Source organism: Flavobacterium zhairuonense (genome assembly GCF_004352915.1).
Classification (GTDB): Bacteria; Bacteroidota; Bacteroidia; order Flavobacteriales; family Flavobacteriaceae; genus Flavobacterium; species Flavobacterium zhairuonense.
This window is the reverse complement of record NZ_SJSY01000070.1, coordinates 211,258-236,599: the sequence shown is the minus strand read 5'-3', so window position 1 is coordinate 236,599 and position 25,342 is coordinate 211,258. Positions and strand designations below refer to the sequence as shown.

General features: G+C 32.0%; 22 protein-coding genes. 14 read left to right on the top strand and 8 right to left on the bottom strand.

Translation table 11 applies throughout. From position 1 onward, the window contains the following. Positions 1-27 precede the first annotated feature (27 nt). Positions 28-612 (bottom strand): acyl carrier protein phosphodiesterase, encoded by a 585-nt coding sequence (locus EYY60_RS08705; protein ID WP_132988994.1) that lies wholly within the window; start codon positions 610-612, stop codon positions 28-30. Positions 613-863: 251 nt separating this feature from the next. Here EYY60_RS08705 and glmM point away from each other — a divergent pair, with 251 nt between their 5' ends. Further along, positions 864-2,252, top strand: a complete 1,389-nt coding sequence (gene glmM / locus EYY60_RS08700) for a phosphoglucosamine mutase (RefSeq protein ID WP_132988993.1) — start codon at positions 864-866, stop codon at positions 2,250-2,252. A gap of 68 nt (positions 2,253-2,320) precedes the next feature. Here the strand turns inward: glmM and EYY60_RS08695 are convergent, their stop codons facing one another. Then, on the bottom strand, positions 2,321-3,808 hold the full coding sequence (locus tag EYY60_RS08695; protein WP_132988992.1) for a glycosyl hydrolase: 1,488 nt from the start codon (positions 3,806-3,808) through the stop codon (positions 2,321-2,323). Between the two features lie 226 nt (positions 3,809-4,034). Then, positions 4,035-4,910: a lysophospholipid acyltransferase family protein gene (locus tag EYY60_RS08690; protein WP_132988991.1), complete on the bottom strand. Its 876-nt coding sequence runs from the start codon at positions 4,908-4,910 to the stop codon at positions 4,035-4,037. A 111-nt stretch (positions 4,911-5,021) separates the two neighbouring features. Here EYY60_RS08690 and EYY60_RS08685 point away from each other — a divergent pair, with 111 nt between their 5' ends. The 13 genes from EYY60_RS08685 to EYY60_RS08625 all read left to right on the top strand — a co-directional run bounded on the left by EYY60_RS08685 (position 5,022) and on the right by EYY60_RS08625 (position 22,536). Then, the gene (locus EYY60_RS08685) at positions 5,022-5,669 is read left to right on the top strand and encodes a rhomboid family intramembrane serine protease (RefSeq protein ID WP_132988990.1); all 648 of its coding nucleotides are present in this window, start codon (positions 5,022-5,024) and stop codon (positions 5,667-5,669) included. A gap of 52 nt (positions 5,670-5,721) precedes the next feature. After that, on the top strand, positions 5,722-6,414 hold the full coding sequence (locus tag EYY60_RS08680) for an SIMPL domain-containing protein (RefSeq protein WP_132988989.1): 693 nt from the start codon (positions 5,722-5,724) through the stop codon (positions 6,412-6,414). Between the two features lie 396 nt (positions 6,415-6,810). Then, complete coding sequence (locus tag EYY60_RS08675) at positions 6,811-10,200, top strand: SusC/RagA family TonB-linked outer membrane protein (RefSeq protein WP_132988988.1); 3,390 nt, start codon at positions 6,811-6,813, stop codon at positions 10,198-10,200. A gap of 12 nt (positions 10,201-10,212) precedes the next feature. Beyond that, positions 10,213-12,225: a RagB/SusD family nutrient uptake outer membrane protein gene (locus tag EYY60_RS08670; protein WP_132988987.1), complete on the top strand. Its 2,013-nt coding sequence runs from the start codon at positions 10,213-10,215 to the stop codon at positions 12,223-12,225. A 143-nt stretch (positions 12,226-12,368) separates the two neighbouring features. Beyond that, complete coding sequence (locus EYY60_RS08665) at positions 12,369-12,731, top strand: helix-turn-helix domain-containing protein (RefSeq protein ID WP_132988986.1); 363 nt, start codon at positions 12,369-12,371, stop codon at positions 12,729-12,731. 398 nt (positions 12,732-13,129) lie between these two features. Then, the gene (locus EYY60_RS08660; RefSeq protein ID WP_132988985.1) at positions 13,130-13,342 is read left to right on the top strand and encodes a hypothetical protein; all 213 of its coding nucleotides are present in this window, start codon (positions 13,130-13,132) and stop codon (positions 13,340-13,342) included. Positions 13,343-13,399: 57 nt separating this feature from the next. Further along, positions 13,400-14,170 (top strand): TlpA family protein disulfide reductase, encoded by a 771-nt coding sequence (locus EYY60_RS08655; protein ID WP_132988984.1) that lies wholly within the window; start codon positions 13,400-13,402, stop codon positions 14,168-14,170. Positions 14,171-14,311: 141 nt separating this feature from the next. Continuing rightward, entirely contained in the window at positions 14,312-15,937 is a 1,626-nt protein-coding gene (locus EYY60_RS08650) for a vitamin K epoxide reductase family protein (protein WP_132988983.1), read from the top strand. A gap of 83 nt (positions 15,938-16,020) precedes the next feature. Continuing rightward, a complete protein-coding gene (locus tag EYY60_RS08645) occupies positions 16,021-18,213 on the top strand; it encodes a peptidase domain-containing ABC transporter (RefSeq protein WP_132988982.1) in 2,193 nt (730 codons plus the stop codon). Between the two features lie 20 nt (positions 18,214-18,233). Further along, entirely contained in the window at positions 18,234-19,580 is a 1,347-nt protein-coding gene (locus tag EYY60_RS08640) for an HlyD family secretion protein (protein WP_132988981.1), read from the top strand. Positions 19,581-19,598: 18 nt separating this feature from the next. Continuing rightward, entirely contained in the window at positions 19,599-20,438 is an 840-nt protein-coding gene (locus EYY60_RS08635; protein WP_132988980.1) for a DUF6625 family protein, read from the top strand. Between the two features lie 359 nt (positions 20,439-20,797). Beyond that, entirely contained in the window at positions 20,798-21,496 is a 699-nt protein-coding gene (locus EYY60_RS08630; RefSeq protein WP_132988979.1) for a hypothetical protein, read from the top strand. 14 nt (positions 21,497-21,510) lie between these two features. Further along, positions 21,511-22,536 carry a hypothetical protein gene (locus tag EYY60_RS08625; protein WP_132988978.1) on the top strand — a complete coding sequence of 342 codons (1,026 nt, stop codon included), beginning with the start codon at positions 21,511-21,513 and terminating at the stop codon, positions 22,534-22,536. 92 nt (positions 22,537-22,628) lie between these two features. Here the strand turns inward: EYY60_RS08625 and EYY60_RS08620 are convergent, their stop codons facing one another. From EYY60_RS08620 to EYY60_RS08600, 5 genes are read right to left on the bottom strand one after another with little or no spacing between them, the layout of a single operon-like run. Then, positions 22,629-23,117: a CHRD domain-containing protein gene (locus EYY60_RS08620; protein ID WP_132988977.1), complete on the bottom strand. Its 489-nt coding sequence runs from the start codon at positions 23,115-23,117 to the stop codon at positions 22,629-22,631. Between the two features lie 28 nt (positions 23,118-23,145). Continuing rightward, entirely contained in the window at positions 23,146-23,688 is a 543-nt protein-coding gene (locus tag EYY60_RS08615; RefSeq protein ID WP_132988976.1) for a YceI family protein, read from the bottom strand. Positions 23,689-23,697: 9 nt separating this feature from the next. Next, positions 23,698-24,045 carry a c-type cytochrome gene (locus tag EYY60_RS08610; protein ID WP_132988975.1) on the bottom strand — a complete coding sequence of 116 codons (348 nt, stop codon included), beginning with the start codon at positions 24,043-24,045 and terminating at the stop codon, positions 23,698-23,700. Between the two features lie 17 nt (positions 24,046-24,062). After that, the gene (locus EYY60_RS08605) at positions 24,063-24,926 is read right to left on the bottom strand and encodes a DUF5777 family beta-barrel protein (RefSeq protein WP_132988974.1); all 864 of its coding nucleotides are present in this window, start codon (positions 24,924-24,926) and stop codon (positions 24,063-24,065) included. Between the two features lie 4 nt (positions 24,927-24,930). Next, on the bottom strand, positions 24,931-25,326 hold the full coding sequence (locus EYY60_RS08600; RefSeq protein WP_132988973.1) for an OB-fold protein: 396 nt from the start codon (positions 25,324-25,326) through the stop codon (positions 24,931-24,933). Positions 25,327-25,342: the final 16 nt, after the last annotated feature.

Here is a 25,342-nt window from a genome sequence, read left to right as displayed (position 1 = left end):
CTGGATTGTATTTTAAATCGGTTTGGTTTATAATGAGATTAATTTTTGTTGTGCATTTAGTCGAAGATCTTCAAAAAATAAAGTGAATTCGTCTTCAAATTCGCTGTAAAATTCTTTTAGTTCTTCGCTTGCATATTGCATTTTAGAAATGTTCTTAGATCGTCGGTCCATTTGCGTGAGGATTTGATGAATTCCTTCGACAGTTCTGTAGCTTAACAGCCAATTTCGTTCAATCATATAAGGCATCAAACCTTGCGTTTTTTCAGTCAAAATAGAATAATTATCTCCTAATGATTTATAAAATCGATTGATGAAATTTTCCAGATTTTCATCAGAATACTTAGTCCAGTTTTTGGCTAAAAAATGATCGTAAACAATATCGACAATTACACCAGCATAATGATGGTATTTTTCGTGTAAACGCTTAGTGCTTTGTCTAAAAATATCGTGAGAATCGGTATAAGTATCTATAAAACGATGCAAAAGAATCCCTTTTTGGACATCTTCAGGAAAATTTTCAAATTGCTTTCCGCGGATTCCATCGGCCATAAAATTGCCAATTTTGATTAAATCATTATCACCTGAAAGATATATATGGGCAAGGAAATTCATTTTTTTAAGTTTCTAAGGTTCTGAGATGCTAAGAATCTGAGCTTGTTCTTGTAAATGTATAAAAACTTTTTTAAATCATTTTGTTATAAAATCGTGTCTGTTAAAATGGATACTTAACGATAAATTAAAAAACTTAGTATCCCAGAATCTTAGTGCCTTAGCAACTTTTAAAAAAATCTTAGCAACTTAGTATCTTAGAACCTTAGCAACTTTATCTATATTTGTAATAAAAATAACCTTAACTCGAAAAAATGACTTTAATAAAATCGATATCCGGAATTCGCGGAACAATAGGAGGCAAAGTTGGGGATAACCTAACTCCTGTTGATGCTGTGAAATTTGCATCAGCTTACGGAACATTTCTGAAAAATAATACTTCAAAAGAAAAATTAACGGTTGTAATTGGTCGTGATGCTAGAATTTCTGGGCCAATGATTCATAATTTAGTAGTGAATACTTTAATAGGTCTAGGAATTGATGTAATTGATCTTGGACTTTCAACTACGCCAACTGTAGAAGTTGCTGTTCCTCTTGAAAAGGCTGACGGCGGAATAATTTTGACGGCTTCTCATAATCCAAAACAATGGAATGCTTTAAAATTATTAAATGAAAAAGGCGAATTTTTAAGCGGTGCCGATGGTGCAAAAATTCTTGAAATTGCAGAAGCAGAAGCTTTTAATTTTTCTGATGTAGATAGTTTGGGCGAAATTATTTCGAATGACGCTTATATGGATATTCATATTGACGAGGTTTTAAATTTGCCTTTAGTTGATGCTGAAGCTGTAAAAGAAGCTAAATTTAAAGTGGTAGTTGACGGTGTAAATTCTTCAGGAGGAATCATTATTCCGAAACTTCTGAAATTAATGGGAGTTGAAGTTGTAGAATTATACTGCGAACCAAACGGACATTTTCCTCATAATCCAGAGCCATTAAAAGAGCATTTAACTGATATTTCAGAATTGGTTGTGAAAGAAAAAGCTGACTTTGGTATCGTGGTTGATCCAGATGTTGATCGTTTGGCTTTCATCAGTGAAGATGGTGAAATGTTTGGTGAAGAATATACTTTGGTTGCTTGCGCCGATTATGTTTTGAGTAAAACTCCAGGAAATACTGTTTCGAATATGTCATCTTCTCGTGCATTAAGAGATGTTACCAAAGCTCACGGCGGTAGCTACGAGGCAAGCGCAGTAGGAGAGGTGAATGTAGTTGAATTAATGAAGAAGAACAATGCCGTTATTGGTGGAGAAGGAAACGGAGGAATTATCTACCCAGAATTGCACTATGGAAGAGATAGTTTGGTAGGAGTTGCATTATTCTTGACGCATTTGGCTAATAAAAAAATGCCAGTTTCTGCATTGAGAGCTTCTTATCCAGAATATTTTATGAGCAAAAACAAAATTGAATTGACACCTCAAATTGATGTTGATGCGATTTTAACTCAAATGACAGAGAAATATAAAAACGAAGATATTTCAACAATTGACGGTGTTAAGATTGATTTTGCAGAAGAATGGGTTCATTTAAGAAAATCAAACACAGAGCCAATTATTCGTATTTATACAGAATCGTCTTCTCAAGAAGCAGCTGATAAATTAGCATTAAGAATTATTGACGAAATAAAAGTTATTGCAGGATTATAATCTTTCAATTTAAATACAAAAAGCCTCTTTTGAAATTTCAAAAGAGGCTTTTTTGGTGTTATGAGGTTCTAATATTTAATGATTTTAATTGATTTTCGAATTTTTCCATAAGAGGCTTTTACAATATAAACTCCAGATGCAAGTCTGTCGCCAATTTTAATGTCTTCGTTCGTGAAATGATCTTTTGATTGGTAACAAACAATTCCTTTCATGTCAATAACTTGTATCAATAAAGGCTCAGTATTGACTGATTTTACATGAAGCGTTGATTGATTTTTGACAGGATTTGGGTAAATCGTAAATGAATCTTTTTCAGCAATAGGATCATTGATTCCTAAATTGGCCAAAGTAAAATTCATATAATTAAAATTCATCCCATCCGATTTGAATTTTATTTTCATATAAACTTCGCCTTTTGGCAAATAAACTCCGTTTACATCTTTATTAGTAAAAGTTTGCCAGTCGCCAGTTGCAGGAAAAGTTTCGTCGGTTTTTACAACATTTTCATTTACAAGTATGTCGAACTTTCCATTGTTGACTGGCGCAGCAACTCTAAAGGTGATATTATAAGTTCCAGCATCTGCGACATTCAATAGAAATTCGTTCCAGTCACCAACTTGAATAGACGATACATGCTCGCCACCGCCAACATCGCCTGAAGCTTGTAGCCCTGTTCCTTTTCTGCGGTAATGCTTATTTGCAGGAACTTTTCCGGGAACGTCCATTTTTTTTGCAGTATAAGTTTCGTTTATGTATGCAGTACCAATTGGCTTTAAAACACCGCTTGTGGGACTTAATAATTGCCCTTCTTGCATATCGGTCCAATCTGCAGGAACACGACCAGTAAACCACGAGTATCTATAAATATCTGGATCGTTTTCAAAACTGCTTACGACATTTTTCATAAAATTGATTTTGTCGGCTTCACTTTGAATAACTCGGTTTGCAAACTCGGTAACCCAAATTGGGCGATTGAACGTTTTCAAGTTTCCTGTAACACCTACAACAGAACTTGCCGTGGCATCATAAGTGTGAAAAGCGATATAATCAACTTTGCAGTTAGGACATAAAAGAAAAAACTGATTGTGCCATGCAACAGGATCGCTGTATCCGCCATAATTGTCAGGCCCATTGTAAGCAGGAGATGCACTGACGATTTCTAGGTTTTTTGCGGCAGCGACTTTTTCTACATTTGCCCAAGCATTTACAGCTTCTTGTGGCGTTAAGCGTGCTCCGTCATTAAAGTTTGGTTCGTTAAACGCAAGCAAGTATTTCGCACCTGGTTTTATATTGTTGATAAAAGTCTGTACTTCGCTGTCGCTCAATTTCCCCCAAGCCATTGGTACATATTCAATACCAATAGAAGCGTAATTGTCATTTGTGTCATTTTCAGGGATTCTTCCCCAATTGTACCACCACGAGATTCCAGGTTTTAAAGCCATTAAATCAGCTGTGCTGTTTTGTCCGTAGGCAATACCTCGTTTCGGACTTTTTTGTGCGAGAACGGGTTTTGAAATGCAGATTATTAAAAAAGTAAAAAATAATTTTTTGATCATGGGTATTAATTTTGTAATGGTTTTTTGGATAGTTTTAGTCAGCCTCAAATGTATATTGTTTGTCTAAATATGCATTTGTTTAAATCCAAGAAAAATCATTACAAAAACACATCAAAATTATGTTTTAATGCCTTAAAACTTAGTTTTTGATTTTCGAGAACTTACATGAAATAAAAAAGCCCAAAAAGTCTTTCTTCTTTTTGGGCTCTGATTCTTTTTATGAAATTTAAGACTGAACTCGATGTTTCCATCTTTTGTGCGTCCATAAATAGTATTCTGGTTTTTCGAGGATTTGCTTTTCAACTTCTTTTAAATACATTTCGGTGATTTCAAAATCTGGATAATCTTTTGGATTATCAGCAATCGGAATAAAAGTGGCTTCATAAAAACCTCTTCCTGTTTTTTTGACCTCTGCAAAAATAACGCTCAAGTTGTATTTTTTTGCCAACATTTCGGCTCCAGTATGCGCAGGAACTTCAACTCCCATAAATTTCATAGAATGAAAAATGCGATCTAATTTTGGAGATTGATCACTCGCCAAACCATACATGCTTAATATTCCGTCACGCTGATTTTGGGCCATAGTTGGAATTGCTTTTCTGGTTTCGATCATTTCGGTTTTGTATTTAGAACGAATTTTTCGGACTAATTTGTCAAAATAAGGATTAGCGAGTTTTTTGTAAACTGCAACACCTTGAAAACCAATTTTTGGATTTATTGTCATCAGCCATTCATAACTTGCATAATGAGAAGCTACTAAAATCACACTCTTTCCTTTTTTTGCATAATCTAAAACCAAATCAAGGTTAGTTACTTTGAATCGTCTTTCCATCTCTTCAGGAGAAATGCTCATGGTTTTGATCATTTCCAAAAACATATCACACATGTGGCTGTAGAATTTTTTCTCAATGACTTTTCTTTCAGAATCATTTAAATGAGGCAAAGCCAAAGCTAGATTTTCACGAACTACTTTTCGACGATAACCAATAACATGATATACCAGAAAATAGACGAAATCTGAAAACCAGTAAAATAAACGAAATGGAAGTATAGAGATAAGCCAAAGTAAAGGATAGGCTAAAATATAGACAAGAAATTGCATGTAATTTTTTTTACAAATATACAGGAAAAATGATTAGATGCCGATATTTTGCTTTGGGGTGAAGTTGTGATTGGGAATGATTATATTTACACTTCAAATTAAATAATTTTTATGGGTACCTTCAATACTGTTTTAGTTGGAATTATAGTGGCTAATGTTCTTTTTAGTTATAAAGGTTTTAATGATTATGCTTTTTTTAGAAAATATGAATTTCATATTGGAAGCATTCGTTCGGGAGAACAAATCAGAATGCTTTCTTCGGGTTTTTTGCATGTTGATATAATGCATTTAGTTCTTAATATGTATACACTTTGGATTTTTGCTCCAGTAGTGATCGATACGCTTGGAACCATTTCTTTTGCGATGATTTATTTTGGAAGCTTGATTTTTGGAAACCTGCTTACCATGTTTTTTCATAAAAACGATTATAGTTATCGCGCAGTTGGCGCTTCGGGTGCAGTGACCGGAATTTTGTATGCTGCAATCTTGTTATATCCTGACATGACATTAGGAATTTTCTTTGTACTTCCGATGCCGGCATATCTTTTTGGAATCTTATATTTATTGTATTCGATTTATGGAATGAAAGCCAAAAATGATAATATTGGGCATACAGCACACTTTGGAGGTGCTATGGGCGGTTATTTGATTACTTTGATAAAAATGCCATCGCTTTTTGCAGATCATACTTTGATGACGATTCTGCTAGCAATTCCAATTATTATACTTTTTGGAATGGCAAAATTGGGAAAATTATAAGGTTGGCATAACTTTTGGAATGCCCTTATCAATAATTTAAAATATAACAAAAATGAAAAAACTAGTATTATTTTTAACAATCATGTTTATGACTATGTCTTACGGCCAAGAAATCAAACAAATACCTCTTATAAATGTTAATGGGGAAGGAAAAGTAAAAGTAGCACCTGATCAAGTTTGTATTTCGGCTACGGTTGAAACAAAAGGGAATAATGCTAAGGACGTCAAAAAACAAAATGACGAAAAAATGGATGCGGTTTTAAAATTCATCAAAAAGATGAATATCCCGACGGCTGATTTTAAAACAAAACAAGTTGCCTTGAATCCTCAATATGATTATGAGAAAAAGAAAACGAGTTACAATGCTACACAAACTGTAGAAATCGTCGTAAAAGATTTATCTAAATATGATGAGCTAATGGAAGGTTTGGTACAGCAAGGAATAAACAGAATTGATCGAGTTTCTTTTGAATCGTCTAAAGAAGCACAATTACAAGCCGAAGCAAGAAAATTAGCGATGAAAGATGCCAAAGCAAAAGCAGAAGATTATGTATCAGTTTTAGGTCAAAAAATCGGGAAAGCTTTTACAATTTCTGATAATTCGCAAGTTTATCATCCGCAACCAGTGTATGCTGCAATGAGAATGAAAGAATCAGCAGATTCAATGGGAGCTTCAAATGAAACTTTAGCAATCGGAGAAATCGAAATTACAGCGAATGTAAGCGTAAGTTTTGTTCTAGACTAAATTTTTAAATTTCAATCCCGAAGCTTCGGGACAAAATCCAAATTCCACTAAACTGGGATTTGGATTTTTTTTTGTTTTATGATTTACAACAAATAACGATTAGTGATTTTAGAAACCTGAAACCTGAAACCTGAAACCACAAATTGTCAAAGTAATAATTATAGGTTATTTAATTTTTCTGTTAGTTTTTTGAAATAATGTCATTTTTTGGTTACAAAACACGGGTAAAATCCATCCACAAGACTTTAGTATACCCAAAATCGGATTTTATTGCTCCCTGTGAAAACCATTAATTAGTCAAATTTGCCTCTGTAAAATCATTCTTGCGATTCGCTTATTGCAATAATGATTTTTTCAAACTAACTAATTAATTAACCAACAAATTACTAACCAAAAATGACAAATTTTATTAGGATTAAAAAAAGTCCTAATGGTGTATCTGGATTTAATTTGAAAAAGAAAATGTTGATGCTTTGTGTATTGTTTTCTTTATCTCAAGTTCAAGGTTACGCCGTTAGTTCTAAAAGTACAACAGGGTCTTACGATGCAGTTCCACAAAAAAGCATCAAAGGACTAGTTATTGATGAAAGCGGTATGCCGATGCCGGGAGTTTCAGTTTTAGAAAAAGGAAGTAAAAACGGTACTTCAACAGATTTTGACGGAAAATTTACTTTAAAGGTAGATAACGATAATGCAGTGATCGTTGTATCTTATTTAGGATATGTTACCGCTGAAGTTGCTGTAAAAGGAGAAGCTTCAATTACTGTAAAAATGAAAAAAGCGACTACTTCATTAGAGGAGGTTGTAGTAGTAGGTTATGGTAAAATGAAGAAAAAGGATTTAACGGGAGCAGTTGTTCAGGTAACACCAGATAAACTTGCAAATCAAAACCCACAAACAGTTCAGGATATCTTAAGAGGTACTCCGGGTGTAAGAGTTGGTTATGACCCTTCAGCAAAAGGAGGAGGAAGCATCCAAATTCGTGGACAGACTTCTGTGTATACTGGTAATTCAGATACAAAAGTAGGAGGCCCTCATAATTCACCTCTTATTATTTTAGATGGAATGCAGTTTTATGGCGAGTTATCAGAAATCAATCCTGATGATATTCAGCAACTTGATATCTTAAAAGATGCTTCGGCTGCATCTGTATATGGATCGAGAGCGGCGGCGGGAGTTATTTTGATTTCAACTAAAAAAGGAAAAACGGGTAAACCTATTGTTAGTTTTACTACAAACACAACAATCAGTAATAAAAGTGCTTATCGCGGTGTGTATTCTCCAGAAGGATACTTAAAATACCGTGAAGATTGGGAAACTGCCCAAACTTATGGTGTAAACACAACAACTAAGCAATATGAAGCATGGATAGCAGGAACGGTTGCTAATGGCAAACCTGGATATTTTTCAAATCCAAATGATTTAGCGAAATGGGGTATTACTGAAGCACAATGGTTAGCGTACCAGCCAGCTACTCAAACAGCAGGAAAAAGCAATAAAGAAGTATGGGGAACACGTTTAGGATTGAATTTTGATCCTTCATTAATGGCTAATTTCTTAGCTGACAAAACACACGATTGGAGTAATAGTTCTTTCAGAACAGGGATTAACCATGACAATAATTTAAGTGTTTCTGGTGCAAGCGACAAGGTTAATTATTACATGTCTTTTGGTTATTTAACTTCAGAGGGAGCTATTGTTGGAAATGATTATAAATCAGCTCGTTCTAATATGAAGGTGGATGCTAAAATTACAGATTGGCTTGACTTTAGTGCAAACGTTAATTTCCAAGATCGTACAGATGGAGATATTACACCTTCTTTAGGTACGGAGTCTGGTCAAAATAATATGATGAGAACTAGCCCATATGGAACTTTTATTGATGCAAATGGCAACTATGAGAGACAACCAATGGGGAAAAACGTTTCAGGACAAAATTATAACTATTACTACGAGCGTCAATTTATTGAGCAGGAAAGAGGATATGTGACATTGAATTCAGTTTTCAATACAAAAGTTACATTACCTTTAGGGATTACATATTCATTTAACATTGCTCCTCGTTATCAATTTTATCACAGACGTGATTTCAGATCGACACAAAATCCAAACTGGGCACCAGCAACTACTGGAGCAGTTAGAAATAATGAAATGAGGTTTGATTATAACCTGAATAATACTTTAGCATGGGATTACACTATTGCTGAAAAGCATCACATCATTGCAACTTTTGTTCAAGAAGCTGAAGAACGTCGTTTCTGGTCAGATGGAATGGATGCTAATAATATTCAACCTTCTGATGCTTTAGGGTTTCACAATGTTAATACCGCAACATTAGCAAATAGTGTGCTTAGATCTAACGATACACATGAAACGGCAGATGCATTGATGGCAAGACTTTTCTATTCGTTTGATAATCGTTATATGTTTACGGCGACTGTTCGTCGTGATGGCTATTCAGCATTTGGAGCTTCAGATCCGTACGCAGTTTTCCCTTCTTTTGGTGTTGCATGGACCTTCAAAAATGAAAATTGGTTTAAATGGGACGCGATGAGTACTGGTAAATTACGTTTGTCTTGGGGTAAAAATGGTAACAGATCGCTTGCAGATCCGTACATTTCTTTGGCAAACTTAGTAAACAATGGAACAATGGGTTATTTAGATCCTTCAGGAAAAGCGCTTGAAATGAGGTATTTATCACTTGATCGTATGTCAAACCCAAATTTGCAATGGGAAAAAACAACATCAACAAATATTGGTCTTGATTTAGGTTTCTTGCACGATCGCATAACGGCTACATTAGATCTTTATAAAACAGCTACCCATGATATGATTATGAGTCAATCATTGCCTGGTTTCACTGGATTTTCATCAATTGCAACCAACCTTGGTGAAGTTCAAAATAAAGGTTTTGAATTAAGTGTCAACACACTTAATATGAAAACACCAAACTTTGAATGGCGTACTACATTGGGTATCTCTTATAACGAAAATAAAATTATTTCATTATACGGTAATATGGTAGACATTAAAGATGCCAGTGGAAATGTTATTGGGAAAAAAGAAGGTGATGATTCAAGCAATGGATGGTTTATTGGCAGACCAATTTCTCAAATTTGGGATTATAAAGTAACTGGTATTTGGCAAAAAGATGAATGGAAAGAAGCTCAGAGATACGGACAGCGTCCTGGAGATCCAAAAGTTCAAAACAGCTATACAGCAGATGATATAGATGCGGTAGATGCAGATGGTGTAGCTTACAAAAAAGCAGTTTATAATGAAAAAGACAAGCAGTTTCTAGGAAATACAAATCCTCCAGTACAATGGACATTGCGTAATGACTTTAAGATTTATAAGAATTGGGATTTGGGTATTAGCATGTATTCTTATGCGGGAGGAAAATCACTTAGTTCAATTTATATGAATACTTTCAACGATAGTAGTTTGTACAAATTTAACTTTAACCCATATGTAAATCCATATTGGACGCTTGACAATCCAACAAACGAATGGGCTCGTCTTGACGCTAAGGGACCTGCTGGAACTCCAGTTGCCCCAGGAAGATTGTATGATCGTAGTTTTGTACGTTTAGATAACATTTCGATAGCATATACACTTCCAAGAGATCTTTTAGATCGTGCTCATATCAAAAATATTAAAATTTATGCTTCGGTTCAAAATGCTGCAACATGGTCGGCTTCTAAAGAATGGAAGTATTTTGGAGATCCAGAAACAGGAGGATTGGCTACAAGACAGTTTAATTTAGGATTTAATTTCCAACTTTAAAATTATTCAACAATGAAAAAATATATTAAAAATAAAATTACAAGACTGGTGCCTTTTGCTCTATTAGCAGTGATGACTAGTTCTTGTTCGAAAGATTTTCTAGATGCTGATCCGCTTTCGTTTTATGACCCAGAAACTACGTTTACTACTGAAGCTGGTTTGCAGGCTACATTGGCACAGTGTGATAAACAGTTGCGCAATAATTATATTCATTACAATTTTTCTGGTGTAAGTGTACCTATCGGTACAGAATATCTTTTCTCTGATATGGCACAATACGGTAAAACGGATACAGGAAGTAATATTGCGGATTATGCTGCAACTATAGTTCCTAGTGCTGGTACAGATGTGTTTCGTAGAGATCCAAGTGGTGAATCGATTTATCTTGGATTCCTTTGGACGGAAGCTTATACAGGTATTAAGAATGCTAATACCGTATTAACATATATTGGAGGTGTAAAAAGTTTGTCTGAAGAGGTTAAAAATAAATATATCGGACAGGCTTATTTTCACAGAGCTTATCGTTATTTGAATTTAGTGTATGAATTTGGAGATATTCCGTTGATTACTAAGATTTTATCAGTTCCGAAACAGAGTTATTATTCTACTAAAAAAGAAGCGATTATCGAAATGATTACCGCTGATATGGAGAAAGCGGTACAATGGGTGCCAGAGCAGTCGAAAATAGGATATATTGGTATGGTTAGTAAAGGTGCTTGTCGTCAATTGCTAATTAAGTGTTATTTGGCATCTGGAAGATTTGCTGATGCTGAAGCTCAAGCCAATATTTTGATAAATCAATCAGGTTATTCTTTGGTACAAGGAAATCTAGGAATCTTTGATCCAGGAGGGAATCCTACTGCATGGCCGATAACAAGAAACGTAATTTGGGATTTGCACAGACCTGAGAACAAAGTAATTTCTTCTAATACTGAAGCAATATTAGTTGCACCAAATGGAGGAGCGCAATCATTCTTAGCGTTTGCTTCAATGAGGATTTTTGGCCCTAACTGGAATGACGCGAATTTGATTACTCCTGATGGTAAAACTGCAGCGCCACGTTTTCCATTGACAGACAAAACAAATTATAATGCAAAATATGATTACCAAAGAGCAATAGGACGTGGTATTGGTACTATCAGTGGTTCTTACTATTCACAGCATCCTATGTGGGTTGTAAATGGTGTTGAGGATAAAGTAGATCTTAGACATAACAGTACTGTTGGTAACTGGGTGAATATGGAAGACCTTAAATATGCACCCGGAGCAGGAGGTAGTGCTACATGGGCTGGACAAAATTTTAGAATGAAAGACGCAACCGGAAAATTGTTGGCACAAGATTCTATTCGTGATTGGTATGATTTCCCACATTATAAAATCTTTTATCATGATGTTGTAGCCGAAGCTAATCAAGCAGCAAATGATTTTCAGGGAGCTACTGCAGGAGCAAGTGCGCATTTGTACATCTATCGTCTAGCTGAAACATATTTATTGCGTGCAGAAGCTCGTTTTTATCAAGGTAATGCAACTGGAGCAGCTCAAGATGTGAATGTTGTAAGAGCAAGAGCAAAAGCATCACAAATGTACACAACTGTAACTATTGGTGATATTTGTGCAGAAAGAGGTAGAGAGCTTTATATGGAAGAATGGAGAAATGTTGAGTTGAAACGTATTTCACACTGTTTAGCTATGAGCGGAAAACCAGATGAATGGGGTAATACTTACAGTAAAACGAATTGGGATAAACAATCTGGTAAAGATGCAACAGGAGGAAGTTATTGGTGGCAGCGTATTGTTCATTACACGCTTTACAACAAATATCCAAACGGTATTGCTCTTAAGCCAGGTGTGAAGTTCTATACTATGGATAAACGTAATAATTATTGGCCAATTCCATATAGACTTGCTATCGAGCCAAACATTAAAGGTCAATTAAGCCAAAACTATGGTTATGATGGCTATAATGAAGCTGTTAAAGTTTGGGATAAGTGGCAAGATGCTGTTGATGATGAAAGCAAAATTTAATTTTTTCCTCAAAGTGAAATTTGAGATATAAAATAAAAAAATAGCTTGATGCCCCAAAGAAAGCTAAAACAAGAAACGAGTTAATTTATATAGTTAACTCGTTTTTTTTATCTAATCAATTATCCTAGGAATCAATTTATTATATGATGAAACGAAAACTCATAAATAAGCGAATCGAAAAGAATAAAACTCAAGAGGAAGTAGCTTATCTTTTAGGAATTACACAATCACAATACAGCCGGAGAGAATCTGGAATCACTAAAATAACGAAAAATGAGTGGGATGAACTTGCAAAAATTTTAGATACCAATCTTCAAACAATATACGAATCCCATGATGGAATATTTATAGCAAACGATCAATCAAAGAAAAATTTAGAGAATTTAAATCATGAATATTTTGAACATTTTGAATTTTCACTTCTTATTATGAAAAAATATATTGAAAAGCTCGAACAAGAGAATAAATCTCTAAAAATGCAGATCAATAATTTAATGTCAGAATAACAATTAAAAATTCATTTTCAAGTAATTTTTAGATAATGGATAAATAACAATTTTTTTGGCTTTGATTAATTTACTTTATTCATACTAAGGATATGTCTAAAAATTAAATTGTAGCTAAGATTCTAGTATTAAAAAGAATTTCTTCAAATTTCTATCTTAAAAACACTACAAAAACCCATCAAAAGAACTTTGCTTTTGATTTTGATGTAAGCAAATATTAGGAATTTTTTATTTCAATGTGATTTCAAGCATATTTTATGCTGTATTTAGCATAGGAAATTTTCTACATATCTATCAGATTTGTTAAGACTTTTTTGTCTCTGAATTAAGTGCACGTAATTCAAAAGCCAAAGAATGATTCTATTTTAAAATAATTAATTAACATTAAAATCTAATTTATGAAGACACAAAAAATTAGTCTTGCAAACGTTCAAGGTAAACTTTCGAGAAATGAAATGCGTTCTATTATGGCAGGAAGTGGAGACGATAATCCACGTGAAGTACGTTGTTGTTTAATTGGTAAAGCAACAAACGATACTAATTGTGGTACATGCGTTGCTAGTACAGGAGTCCCAACATGTAGTACAGGGTATGAAGTGAGATCTTGCTAAAATTAATAATACAGGAAACTACTTTATTTTAAAGTAGTTTCTATTTTTTATTTAAATATGAAAGTAAATATAGCAATAGTCGTAGCAAGTTTTTATTTTTTAATTTCTTGCAATTCTAATTATACTAGTCAAATTGGAAACCCATCGGAAATAACTAGTAGCTTAGACAGTTTTTTTGCCTATAATAATAAATATATTTTTTTTTCAAGAGATTTTATTGCTTTGGATGAAAATGAAAATTTAATTGATAAGAAAACATTTTTAAAAAAAATGGAGACAGGGCATTACTTACCATTAAAAATTTATTCGGAGAAAGATGAAGAAATTTATAAAACTTATTTAATCAAGAAATGGAAAACTATAGAAATTAGTTATGTTTTAATGAATAACGCAAAAATTGAATTAGGAAATTTTTCTAAAGAAGGTAGAAATTTGCCTCATTTTAATTTTGTGGATTTAGAAAACAAAAAATACGACGCAAATTCAATAAAAAACAAAATTATTGTAATTAAATTTTGGTTTCTCGCCTGTCCAAAATGCATTTCAGAGATCTCACCTATGAATGAGATGATCAAAAGTTATGAAAAAAATAAGGATTTAATATTTATGAGTTTTGCTCTAGATCAAAATACGGAAATAAAAGAATTTATAAAAAAAAATCCATTAAAATATCCAGTTTTTGCTAATCAACGAAAATATGTTAACGATACACTGGGAATAATTTTTTTTCCGACCTATATCATATTAGGTAAAGACGGAAAGATTTCAAAAGTGGTCAATAGTTTTAAAGAACTAAAGTATGAATTAACAATTGAGACATCAAAATAAAATTATTGTAAGATTTGTTAATAGGATTATTTCAGCGCATATGGGTAGAACGAAAATATGCAATTTCTAAAGTTGCTGGTAGATGTAAAGAATTAGAAACTTCCTTGATGTAAAGAAATATTATAGTAATATTCCAAATTTATGGCACAAAATTTTAATTATCTTTTTCATTATTTAGAAAAAGAAAACATAAAAGTAGACAAAGTTGAATTTTTATTTCAAATTCAATCTCATCCCGATTATCCTTCGATTTTGGCAATAGCCGATACTTTAACTTTTTTCAATATTCAAAATGCATTCTTGAAAGTTAATATATCAGAGATAGAATTAATTTCAAAACGTTTTATTGCTCATTTAATAGAAAAAAATAGCGGTCCGTCTCTTGATATTGAGTTTTATTTTGTTGAACAAAAGAACGGAAGTTACTTTTGTTCAAAAGATGGTACAACTTATGAAATAACAAGATCAGAATTAGAATCAAGATGGAATGGGATTGTATTTTTGATTGAAAAAGAAGGAAGTGAAAATATAAAAAAATTTAAGAAAAACAATTCATTCTGGATATTATCATCATTTTGCTTAATACTATTTTTGATGGTAATCACTATGTTTGAAAAGAATGCGATCAGTAATTTTTTTTTAGTTTTTCCAATAATAGGTATTTTATTTTCTATTGTGGCGTTACAGGATTTATTTGAAGTCAGAAGTGGACTAATAGATAGTTTTTGCAATATTTCCTCATCTGCAAGTTGTGCAGACATTATTAGTTCAAAAAAATGGAAAATTTTTGCTTTTTTGGATTTAAGTAGTTTAAGCATTGTATTTTACACCACACAGCTGATTTCACTTTTTTTGTTCGTTTTGTCAAATAGTATAGATGAATTTTTCATTCTACAAAAAATAATACTTTTTAGTGTTATTCCAATGATAATATTGTCCATTTATTATCAAAAATTTATAGAAAAAAAATGGTGTCCTATCTGTTTGGCAATTATTACCATCTTGATTTTGGAATTAATAATTTTAGTTTCTATTCAAAGAAGTAGTTTCAAGGTTTCTTTAAAATCAATTGTTCTTTTTGGATTTGTTTTTTTTGCTACAGTATTGATTTGGAAATCATTAAAATCAATATTAACAAAACAAAAAGAATTAAAAGAATTTCAGTTAAAGGGAAATCGATTTATGCGTAATTATGAAATTTTTAAAAATTCGCTGATATCAAACAATAATTTTGATTTACCAAATAGTTCTATTGTTTTAGGTAATCAAAAAAGTGAAACTGAAATAGCTATTATTATAAGCCCCTTTTGTGGACATTGTAAAGAAGTACACAAAAGCATAGAGGAAATTTTAATTGCATACAAAAATGATCTAAAAGTTAAAATAATTTTTAACGTAGATATAGAAAATTTGGATGAAGATGCAAAAGTTTTTTTTAGAAGTATAATCTCAATTTATTTAGAAAAAGGAGAATATTCTTTTCTTGAAGCGTTAAATTATTGGTTTGAAAATAAAAATTTGAACGATTGGATAATAAAATATGGGCAGTCTTTCGAAAGCTATAAAATTGATTTGATATATAAACAGCAAAATCAGTGGTGCAAAAATAATAATTTAAATTTTACTCCGGTCATTTTCGTAAATGGCTATCAATATCCAAAGTATTATAATAGAGAGAATCTTGAATTTTTCATCAATGAAATTCTAGAAGATGAATTTTTTGTAGAAAATCAAATAACAGAGAGGGCTATCATTGACACTATATAACTTCTGAGAAAGAAAAACGCAATACCTAGGCGAGAAAAAATACCGGGTATTGTTACATAAACATTAATTTACAAATTTAAAAGTTGAAAAAATTTCCTAATTACAGACAATCTGATTCTAAAGATTGTGGCCCTGCATGTATAAAAATCATATCCAAATTCTATGGTAAGAGTTTTAATATTCAGCAGTTACGCGATTTTAGCGAAACTACTCGCCAAGGAAGTAATATGATGTTGTTAAGTGATGCTGCAGAGAAAATTGGTTTTAGGACTCTGGGAATAAAACTTAATTTAGGAAGAATAGATGAACTTTCTTTGCCTTGTATTTTGTTCTGGAACAAAGGACATTATGTAGTATTGTATAAAATAAAAAAAGGCAGGTATTATATCTCTGATCCTGCTTTTGGATTGATTGATTACGGTGAAAAAGAATTTATTAGATTTTGGATTGGAAATAATGCTGATGTAGAAACAAAAGATGGTATTGCTTTGTTATTGGAAACCACTCCCCGTTTTTTCAATTCAGAATTTGAGATCGAAGAAAAGAAAGGTTTAGGATTTGGTTTGTTGTCGCAATATATATTACGATATAAATCGTTTTTGTTTCAATTAAGTATTGGATTGCTAGCTGGGAGTTTATTACAACTAATTTTTCCTTTTCTTACACAAAGTATTGTGGATATTGGGATTCAGAATCAAAATATTCAATTTGTTTATTTGGTTCTGTTTGCTCAATTGTTTCTTTTTATTGGAAAAACAGGTTTAGAATTAATTAGGAGTTGGATAATGTTGCATCTTTCTACTCGAATTAATATTTCTTTAATCTCTGATTTCTTCATTAAATTGATGAATCTTCCGATTGCGTTCTTTGATGTTCGAATGACCGGAGATATTATGCAGCGAATTAATGATCATCGCCGTATAGAACGAATTTTGACGACTTCATCTCTGAACGTGCTTTTTTCGTTTATCAATATGTTTATTATGGGAGGTGTTTTGGCTTATTATAATCTTCAAATTTTCTTTGTGTTTTTTACCGGAAGTCTATTGTATTTTGGCTGGATTGCTTTGTTTTTAAGGCAGCGTGAAGTTTTAGATTATAAACGTTTTTCTGAAGTAAGCAAAGAACAGAGTAAAGTAATGGAGTTGATTAATGGAATGCAGGAAATTAAATTGCATAATGCCGAAAAGCAAAAAAGGTGGGGATGGGAATATATACAGGCTCGGTTGTTTAAAGTCTCTATAAAAGGATTGATTCTGGAACAAACTCAAACAATTGGTTCTTCGGTTATAGATCAGTTAAAAAACATATTTATTTCTTTTATATCTGCAAAATTAGTCATAGATGGCCAAATTACTCTAGGTATGATGATGGCAATAAATTCTATCGCAGGAAGCTTAAATGGACCTATTTCTCAGCTTATTAATTTTGTTCGTGAGTTGCAGGATGCCAAAATATCATTATCGCGATTATCGGAAATTTATAATAAAGAAGATGAAACACAACAAGAACCTTTTCAAACTCATGAAATTCCAAAAGATACAGCAATTGAGATTAAAAATCTTTCGTATCGCTATCCAGGCTCGGATGATTCAGTGATTGATAAATTGAATTTAACAATACCGGCACATAAAGTTACAGCGATTGTGGGAGTAAGCGGCAGTGGTAAAACTACTTTAATGAAACTCTTGCTTAAATTTTATGAACCTTCTGAGGGTGAAATTAAAGTAGGCAATACACAATTGAAAGATATTTATCAAAAATCCTGGCGTGATAATATTGGCGCTGTCATGCAGGAAGGATTTATTTTTAATGATACCATTGCAAATAATATTGCAATAGGAGTAGATAAAATAGATAAAGAGCGCTTAGTTTATGCGACAGATGTTGCAAATATTCAAGATTATATTTCAGGATTGCCCTTAGGATATAATACTAAAATAGGTTCAGAAGGTGTTGGAATGAGTACCGGTCAAAAACAACGACTATTAATTGCCAGAGCGGTTTATAAAAATCCTGAAATGTTGCTGTTTGACGAAGCTACTTCTGCTTTGGATGCCAATAATGAAAAAGAAATCATGAGAAAATTAGATGTTTTTTTTAAAGATAAAACGGTTGTTGTTATTGCTCATCGTTTGAGCACAGTTATGAATGCAGATCAGATTGTTGTTTTGGGTAAAGGAAAAATTGTTGAGATTGGCAACCATACTGAATTGGTAAAGCGAAAAGGAAGTTATTTTGAATTAGTACACAATCAATTGCAATTAGGAAATTAAGCTGTTTTAAGAAATAAAAAATGACGAAAAATCTAAAAATAAAGTCAACCGAATTTGAACTTCGAAGTGAAGAAGTCCAGGAAATTCTCCATAGAGTGCCACATTGGATGATACGATGGGGAACGGTTTTCATTTTTGTGATTATTATGATGTTGTTTCTAGTTTCCTGGGGTGTTAAATATCCAGACATAGTAAATACTAAAATCATAATAACGACTAATTTTCCACCAGAAAAAATTGTCTCAAGATCAACGGGAAGAATTGAGGCTATTCTTGTGAAAAACAAAGCTATTGTTTCAAAAAATACCACGCTTGCCGTCATTGAAAATACAGCTAACTATAAAGATGTTTTTTTATTAAAAAATATTGTCGACAATTATAATATCAATGATTCAGATAAGACATTTCCATTTGCTTTATTAAAGAATTTGCAGCTTGGAGAAATTGAAAGTGCTTTTGGAATTTTTCAAAAAGATTATGAAGAGGAAAAATTAAATAAAAATTTAAAACCTTTTGAAGTCGAGAGCCAAGCACAAATTTCTGAAAAAAAACAAATTAAGGAAAGACTTGAAATTTTGCAAGACCAAAAAGAAATTAATGAGAGCGAACTTCAACTTCAAAAAAATGAGATAAGTCGCTTTGAAACCTTATTTAATAAAGGCATTATTTCTGCACAAGAAATGGAGTCTAAAAAACTAGGTTATTTACAAGCCCAAAAAAGTTATAAAGGACTTCTATCAACTATTTCCCAATTAAAGTCAAGTTACATTACTAACACAAAATTGGGTTTGGTTACAGAAATCACTAGTACTAAAGAAGAGATGAATTTAGGGCGAAGTATGGCACAGTCTTTTTATCAGCTTAAAAAAGTGATAAAAGATTGGGAATTAGCATATACCTTAAAATCTTCAATAAGTGGTGTAATTACTTTTTTGCAAGTTTGGAATGAAAATCAAACAATTAATGCTGGTGATAATGTGTTTTCAATTATTCCAGATGCAAAAAATGATATTATCGGAAAAGTAAAATCTCCAGCTTTGAATTCGGGTAAAATAAAAGTTGGGCAAAAAATCATTGTAAGGTTGGTTAATTACCCAAGTAATGAATTTGGTAAAATTAAAGGAGAAGTAAAAAATATTTCTCTAATTCCTGATAAAGATGGAAACATTCTAATCGATGTAGCATTGCCAAATGGTTTAGAAACTTCCTATCATAAAAAACTTCCTTTCACACAAGAAATGGAAGGAAGCGCTGAAATTATTACTGAAGACTTAAGATTAACAGAAAGATTGTTGTATCAATTCAGAGACATTTTTAACAGACCAGCTCTTGTCGAAAAAAAGATGTCTTCGGAACAAACACAATGATATATAACTGATTGAAATATGAATAAACTAAAATCTATTGCTGTGGTTACGTGCTGGTATGGTCAATATCCATGGTATTTTCCCTATTATGTACATTCGTGTTCATTTAATCCAACGATTGATTTTTATATCATCACAGATAATATTGAGGAGATTCCAAATAAACCAAAAAATCTAATCATTATAAATAGAAAATTAGAATATATAAAAAAAGCAGCTTCTGAAAAATTGGGATTTGCCGTAAACATTGATTATCCATATAAACTGTGTGATTTTAAACCTGCGTATGGTTTTTTATTTCCAGAAATTGTGCAAGGATATGATTTTTGGGGGCAAAGTGATTTGGATATTATCTACGGAAATGTGCGTGATTTTATTACCGATGAAATGCTGGAAGAATTTGATTTTATAAGTGTCAGGCATGATTATACTACAGGATGTTTTGCCTTATATAAAAATAATAAAGTCATGAATACATTTTTTATGAGAAGCAAGGATTATAAAAAAGTGCTTTCTAATTCTAAACATTATTGTTTTGATGAATGCAGTTTTGTTTGGGATGAATTAACCGCAGGAGCATCAATATTTGACCTTGATACAGAAATTGAAAGTTTCACCCATCTTATAAAAAAAGCCGACCAGGAACGAGAGATTAAGGCTCATTTTGATTTTATTCTTTTCGAAGGACTAATAGGAAAAATAATTTTTGACAATGGAAGAATTTATTATAAAAATCAATTTGAAGGTTTATTGTATCATTTATTTTGGTTTAAAAAAGAATACAATACGACAAAAAAAACTAAAAAAATTCCAAATAAATACTATATAAGTAAAACAAAAATTTACCATTCTAGGTAAGGGGTTTTATCGTTGAAATAAATAATTGTGTCATTAAAATTTAAAGTATGTTCAATTCGCTTAAAAGAAAATCTGTTTTTAAAAATAAGTATAAAATGCATCCTGAGGCAATTATAATTTCTTGTTTTTTTAATCCTCAAAATTCCCCTTACAGAATAAAAGCTTTCGAAATATTTTATGAAAGTATAAAACATTTAGACCACGCAATTATTGAATGCGTAATTGGTAATTCGGAACCACAGCTTGAAGAAAATGAAAATATAAAAAGGATATATACCGAGAATTTACTTTGGCATAAAGAGTCCCTATTAAATAAAATTATTTCTGATTTGCCACCAAAGTACAAATATGTTTTTTGGTTGGATGCTGATGTTGTTTTCACGAATGAAAACTGGATAATTGATGGAGTAAAACAATTACAAACCAAGACAATAATACAGCCATTTGAATACGCGGTTTTTCTCGAAAAAGATGAGATAAGACCTTCTTTTGCTATGGATAAAATTAGAGAATCTTATTTGCCAAATGCTATAAATAAAAAGGTGTGGAGAAGTTTTAGTGCGAATTTTGCAACAACACAATATTGGAAAAATGAAAATTATAATAAGCATGGTCACGTAGGTTTTGCTTGGGGAGCGCAAAGAGAAATTTTAGACGCTGTGCCATTATTTGATAAGGCTTTAATTGGTGGTGCTGATTATATTATTGCTCATGCTGCCGCTGGATTACTATTCAATTCCAATGAAATTTCTAGTAATAATGTTTCAGAAGAAGTTTTATGGAGTTTTTCTTTTCATAAAATTACGGAGGGAAAAATCGGATTTGTTGAAGGTGATCTATATCATATTTGGCATGGAGATCTAGAAAAAAGGCAGTATAAAAGACGACTTGAATACAGTTCTAAAATAAAGGAAATAAAAGATCGTGATGAAAATGGTTTATTTATTACCAATAAAGCTGATGATGCTTTTATTAAAAATTATTTCATACACAAAGAAGTACAAAAAATAGATAAATGGACTGTTTTAAAGAAAAACGTTCTAAGAAAAAAAAAATAAGACCTTGATTTAATATGGATAAAGAATTCTATTATATATATAAATATTTAGAAAAAGAAAGAATTTTTATTGACCTAAATGAATTTGAGTTACAGATTCAAGAACATCCAGCATACCCTTCCTTATTGTCAATTACAGACACTTTGAATTTTTTTAATATAGATAACGGCGCTTTTCGTATAGATTTGCAACAAATAGATTCATTGCCAAGTCGTTTTATGACAGTACTTAGCGATGAGAGTAATAATAATCGGTACTACGTTATCGAAGAAAAGAAGGGGAATTATATTTGTTATAGTGGTAAAAATAAAAATAAAATTTCGAAAAAAGAATTAGAATCTCGTTGTAATGGCCTGATAATTTTGATAGAAAATTCGGAACTAGAAGTAAAAAGTTTTTTAAAAAAAATACTTATAAAATTGAATTTTAAACAATCAAAGAAAAATAAAAAGCTTCATAATTATCAAGCTTTTAAAGATACTTTGTTAACTTCTAATTTTATCGAAAATAATCTGCCTCAATCATCAACTATACAGTTGGGCAATATAATAAATGCTTCATTAAAAATTATAATGGTTATTAATCCATTTAGTAGTGCTTGCAAAGAAAGCTATTTTATTTTAGAGAGAATATTGGAAAAACATTTCGATAAAGTATGTTTAGATATTCGTTTTAATTTTAACAATAATGAGTATGGTTATAAAAAGTCAAAAAAAATACATCAGCAATTAGTGGCTTTTTATCTTGATAAAGGACAAGAAGTTTTTAAGAAAGAATTGCATAATTGGTTTGAATATAAAGATGAAAAGAAATTATGTGAAAGCACAATTTCACAATCAAACGAAATAAAATCAGACGAAATCTTAAACGCTCAATTTCATTCAAATTCAGAAAACGACATCATATTTACTCCCACAATTGCGATCAATAATTATATCTTTCCAAGACAATTTGATTTGAAAAAATTAAGTTTCTTTATAAATGAAATTTCCGAGGATAAAGATTTTAAAAACACGGATAAAATAGCATCTTTTATGTAAGAAGAAGAAATAAAAAACTCCTTAAAAATACAAAAGCCTTACTATCTAAACAGTAAGGCTTTTTGTAATCAACATAAATTTAATAAAAAACGTTAGTAGCCTCCACCACCTCCGCCACCAGCAGGACTTCCGGCTGGATTAGCAGTAACGAGTTGTCCTCTTATTTCACCTCCAGAAAAAGCATCAGAATGCAGATTGACATAATAATTATTAGCCATAAGATCTGTTTCTTGAGCTGCAGTCAATGCAGCGCTAGTATAGCTAATAGGTGATGCCAAACTAGAGAATGGAAATATTACAGGACCATTTGTACCTGCAGCGCCCATATGTATGTGTCCCATAGTTGGCGTTAAACCAGAATACGTCACAGTAACCGTAAAGATTTTTGTGGTTTTATTATAACTCAAAGTTGCTGCTCCTGTTGCTGTTGAAGCATTTGAAGGAACTTCACTTGCACCACTCAAAGTCGCATTGAATGTTACAATAATAGGTGACGGACTAGAATTGTCGTCATTACTAGAGCAAGAAACTCCAATAAATAGCAACAATAAGAGTGCCGAAAAATTGAATAGAGATTTCATAATTGTATAATTTTAGGATTACAAAAGATTATTTTTCATCAAGGATAAAATTCAGGGCAATCTTTACATCTTCTGAAACTTTGCTTTTTACAACACTCGGTATTTTGATATTAAAATCCTGAGCTTTGACAGTAAAATTGTTGGAGAGATATAATTTTCCATCTTTTAAGGCTAAACTGACTTTAGTTTTAATCTTCTTTGTAACGCCATGTATAGTCAGATCACCTTCGACATCATATTTTTTTGAGACGCTTAATTTAGAAGCATCAAAATCTATGATTTTACCTTTAAATGTGGCTTTTGGATAGATTGAAGATTCCATATAATTTTCATTAAAATGTTCTTCCATCAACGGAATTTCAAATTTGAAAGCTTTTATCAATGCCAAAACTGCAAATTCGCCAGTTGACTTGTCAAGAATTGCTGAAACCGAATTGTTTGTGGCGGCAACAGCCTCGAAAGAAGGCACTGAAGCTTCAAATTTTACTTGCCCGGTTCGTGTCATGATTTTCTGTGAGAAAACCGAGTTTCCCACAAAAAGCAATAATGCCAAAAATGCTATTTTTTTCATCGTAATAATTTATTCTTTTATAAATCCGTTTGTTGCCCAAAGTTTTATCATATCAATATCGCTTTGAGGCAAACTTCCTCCTAAAGGCATTCTTTGTCCACAAGATTCAGATTCTATTCTGCAGATTAAATTAGCATTGGTACATGCATTTTTTACTCCTTCGTAGGTTTCTAGATTAGGATATTGAGAAGCTGTTCCAGAATGACAACTTAGACAATTGTGTTCCATAATATGTTCTATGTTTGCTACATAAGTTGGGTTTCCAGCCGGCGGACTTATTTCGCTGTAAGTATTAGATTCACAAGAGATAATGAATACACTGGAGATTGCTGTGAGACAAATTTTTATTTTTTTCATAGAATTTCGTATTAATTTTAAAAAACTCTGTAGAGATTAAATCCGAAGTAAATACTTCCGCCATTCCATTTTCCAGTTGCATTAGAAAATACATAGACATCATTCATAGTCTGGCAGTTTGAGAACACCATTTGAAAAATATGTCCACCAGTATCGATATCCAATCCTAATGAAACCAAGTTGTGATACACATCGTTTTCTGGAGCATTTATTCGGGGCGCATATTCAAGATTCATGCTCAATCGTTTTGTGAATTTATATCGTCCGCCAAGTCCAACCACAAATTGATCTTTTTGTTCCGTAGTCTCGTCATATAGATTTTTATGAATGTAAATCGGGTTTACTTCAAGTGAAATTTTATCAGAAAACTGTCTCGATACTAATAATTGTGTCGTAAAAGCCAATCGATTGTTGAATTTTAAGTACGGATATTGATCCGTACTTAAATTGGTATTGATATCCATCGTGTTATAACCTACAATGGTCACAGGAAAGCCATCGATTTCTTGTGTTTTTAATCTGTATTTTAATGTCAATTCATAAATTTTGTTATTAGTTTGTCTTGACGCTCCAACTGAAAGCCAATCTGTAACACCGTAAATCGCTCCCAGTTTAGTGTAAGCATCATCTAAGCCAAAGAAATTCTCAAAACCTTGAGTCAAATCGCCAAAACGATGTGAAATCAAAACATACCATTCGCCTTTTGCTGTCAATTTTGTGGATTGCATGTTGCATATTTGCAGACCTTTAAAAGCTAAGGTTTCAGTCTGTTTTTCCTTTGGTTTTATTGTATCCAATTCTTTCAGCAAATCATCTTGCGCCGATATTTGGCCGATGACTGAAAGAAAAAATGCCAGGGATAAAAATAATTTTACGTTCATTTAATTAATTTTTAATTATAAAACATTGATCTAGTTTTATTTCGCCCATCAAATCATCATATCCAATAATTCTTCCTTTTACAGTCGCGATTTGCCCTTCTTTAATAGCTAAATCTTGATTTTTAAAATTGCAGATAATGGTTCCGTCTAGAATCACTTCTTTTGCATTTATAGCCGTAATTTTTCCTTTTATTGCTACTGCATTTTCAAGGTATTTTTTGTTAGCGGCTTCTAAATCTGATGTAAATTCGGCTGTAATGGATGCTGAGGAAACAGTGAAATCTGTTTTTTCATTTGCCAAATTCCGAGCACCGCCATGCATAACATAGTTATAGCCGAAAAAAGCAATTAGCCCAATTACTAAAACTATCGAGATGATTATTTTGATTTTTCTTTTCATTTCTCGTTTTGATGAT

Coding starts and splice junctions, on each gene's coding strand:
- EYY60_RS08705 (WP_132988994.1), bottom strand. CDS start 612: ATGAATTTCCTTGCCCATATATATCTTTCAGGTGATAATGATTTAATC.
- glmM (WP_132988993.1), top strand. CDS start 864: ATGACTTTAATAAAATCGATATCCGGAATTCGCGGAACAATAGGAGGC.
- EYY60_RS08695 (WP_132988992.1), bottom strand. CDS start 3,808: ATGATCAAAAAATTATTTTTTACTTTTTTAATAATCTGCATTTCAAAA.
- EYY60_RS08690 (WP_132988991.1), bottom strand. CDS start 4,910: ATGCAATTTCTTGTCTATATTTTAGCCTATCCTTTACTTTGGCTTATC.
- EYY60_RS08685 (WP_132988990.1), top strand. CDS start 5,022: ATGGGTACCTTCAATACTGTTTTAGTTGGAATTATAGTGGCTAATGTT.
- EYY60_RS08680 (WP_132988989.1), top strand. CDS start 5,722: ATGAAAAAACTAGTATTATTTTTAACAATCATGTTTATGACTATGTCT.
- EYY60_RS08675 (WP_132988988.1), top strand. CDS start 6,811: ATGACAAATTTTATTAGGATTAAAAAAAGTCCTAATGGTGTATCTGGA.
- EYY60_RS08670 (WP_132988987.1), top strand. CDS start 10,213: ATGAAAAAATATATTAAAAATAAAATTACAAGACTGGTGCCTTTTGCT.
- EYY60_RS08665 (WP_132988986.1), top strand. CDS start 12,369: ATGATGAAACGAAAACTCATAAATAAGCGAATCGAAAAGAATAAAACT.
- EYY60_RS08660 (WP_132988985.1), top strand. CDS start 13,130: ATGAAGACACAAAAAATTAGTCTTGCAAACGTTCAAGGTAAACTTTCG.
- EYY60_RS08655 (WP_132988984.1), top strand. CDS start 13,400: ATGAAAGTAAATATAGCAATAGTCGTAGCAAGTTTTTATTTTTTAATT.
- EYY60_RS08650 (WP_132988983.1), top strand. CDS start 14,312: ATGGCACAAAATTTTAATTATCTTTTTCATTATTTAGAAAAAGAAAAC.
- EYY60_RS08640 (WP_132988981.1), top strand. CDS start 18,234: ATGACGAAAAATCTAAAAATAAAGTCAACCGAATTTGAACTTCGAAGT.
- EYY60_RS08635 (WP_132988980.1), top strand. CDS start 19,599: ATGAATAAACTAAAATCTATTGCTGTGGTTACGTGCTGGTATGGTCAA.
- EYY60_RS08625 (WP_132988978.1), top strand. CDS start 21,511: ATGGATAAAGAATTCTATTATATATATAAATATTTAGAAAAAGAAAGA.
- EYY60_RS08620 (WP_132988977.1), bottom strand. CDS start 23,117: ATGAAATCTCTATTCAATTTTTCGGCACTCTTATTGTTGCTATTTATT.
- EYY60_RS08615 (WP_132988976.1), bottom strand. CDS start 23,688: ATGAAAAAAATAGCATTTTTGGCATTATTGCTTTTTGTGGGAAACTCG.
- EYY60_RS08610 (WP_132988975.1), bottom strand. CDS start 24,045: ATGAAAAAAATAAAAATTTGTCTCACAGCAATCTCCAGTGTATTCATT.
- EYY60_RS08605 (WP_132988974.1), bottom strand. CDS start 24,926: ATGAACGTAAAATTATTTTTATCCCTGGCATTTTTTCTTTCAGTCATC.
- EYY60_RS08600 (WP_132988973.1), bottom strand. CDS start 25,326: ATGAAAAGAAAAATCAAAATAATCATCTCGATAGTTTTAGTAATTGGG.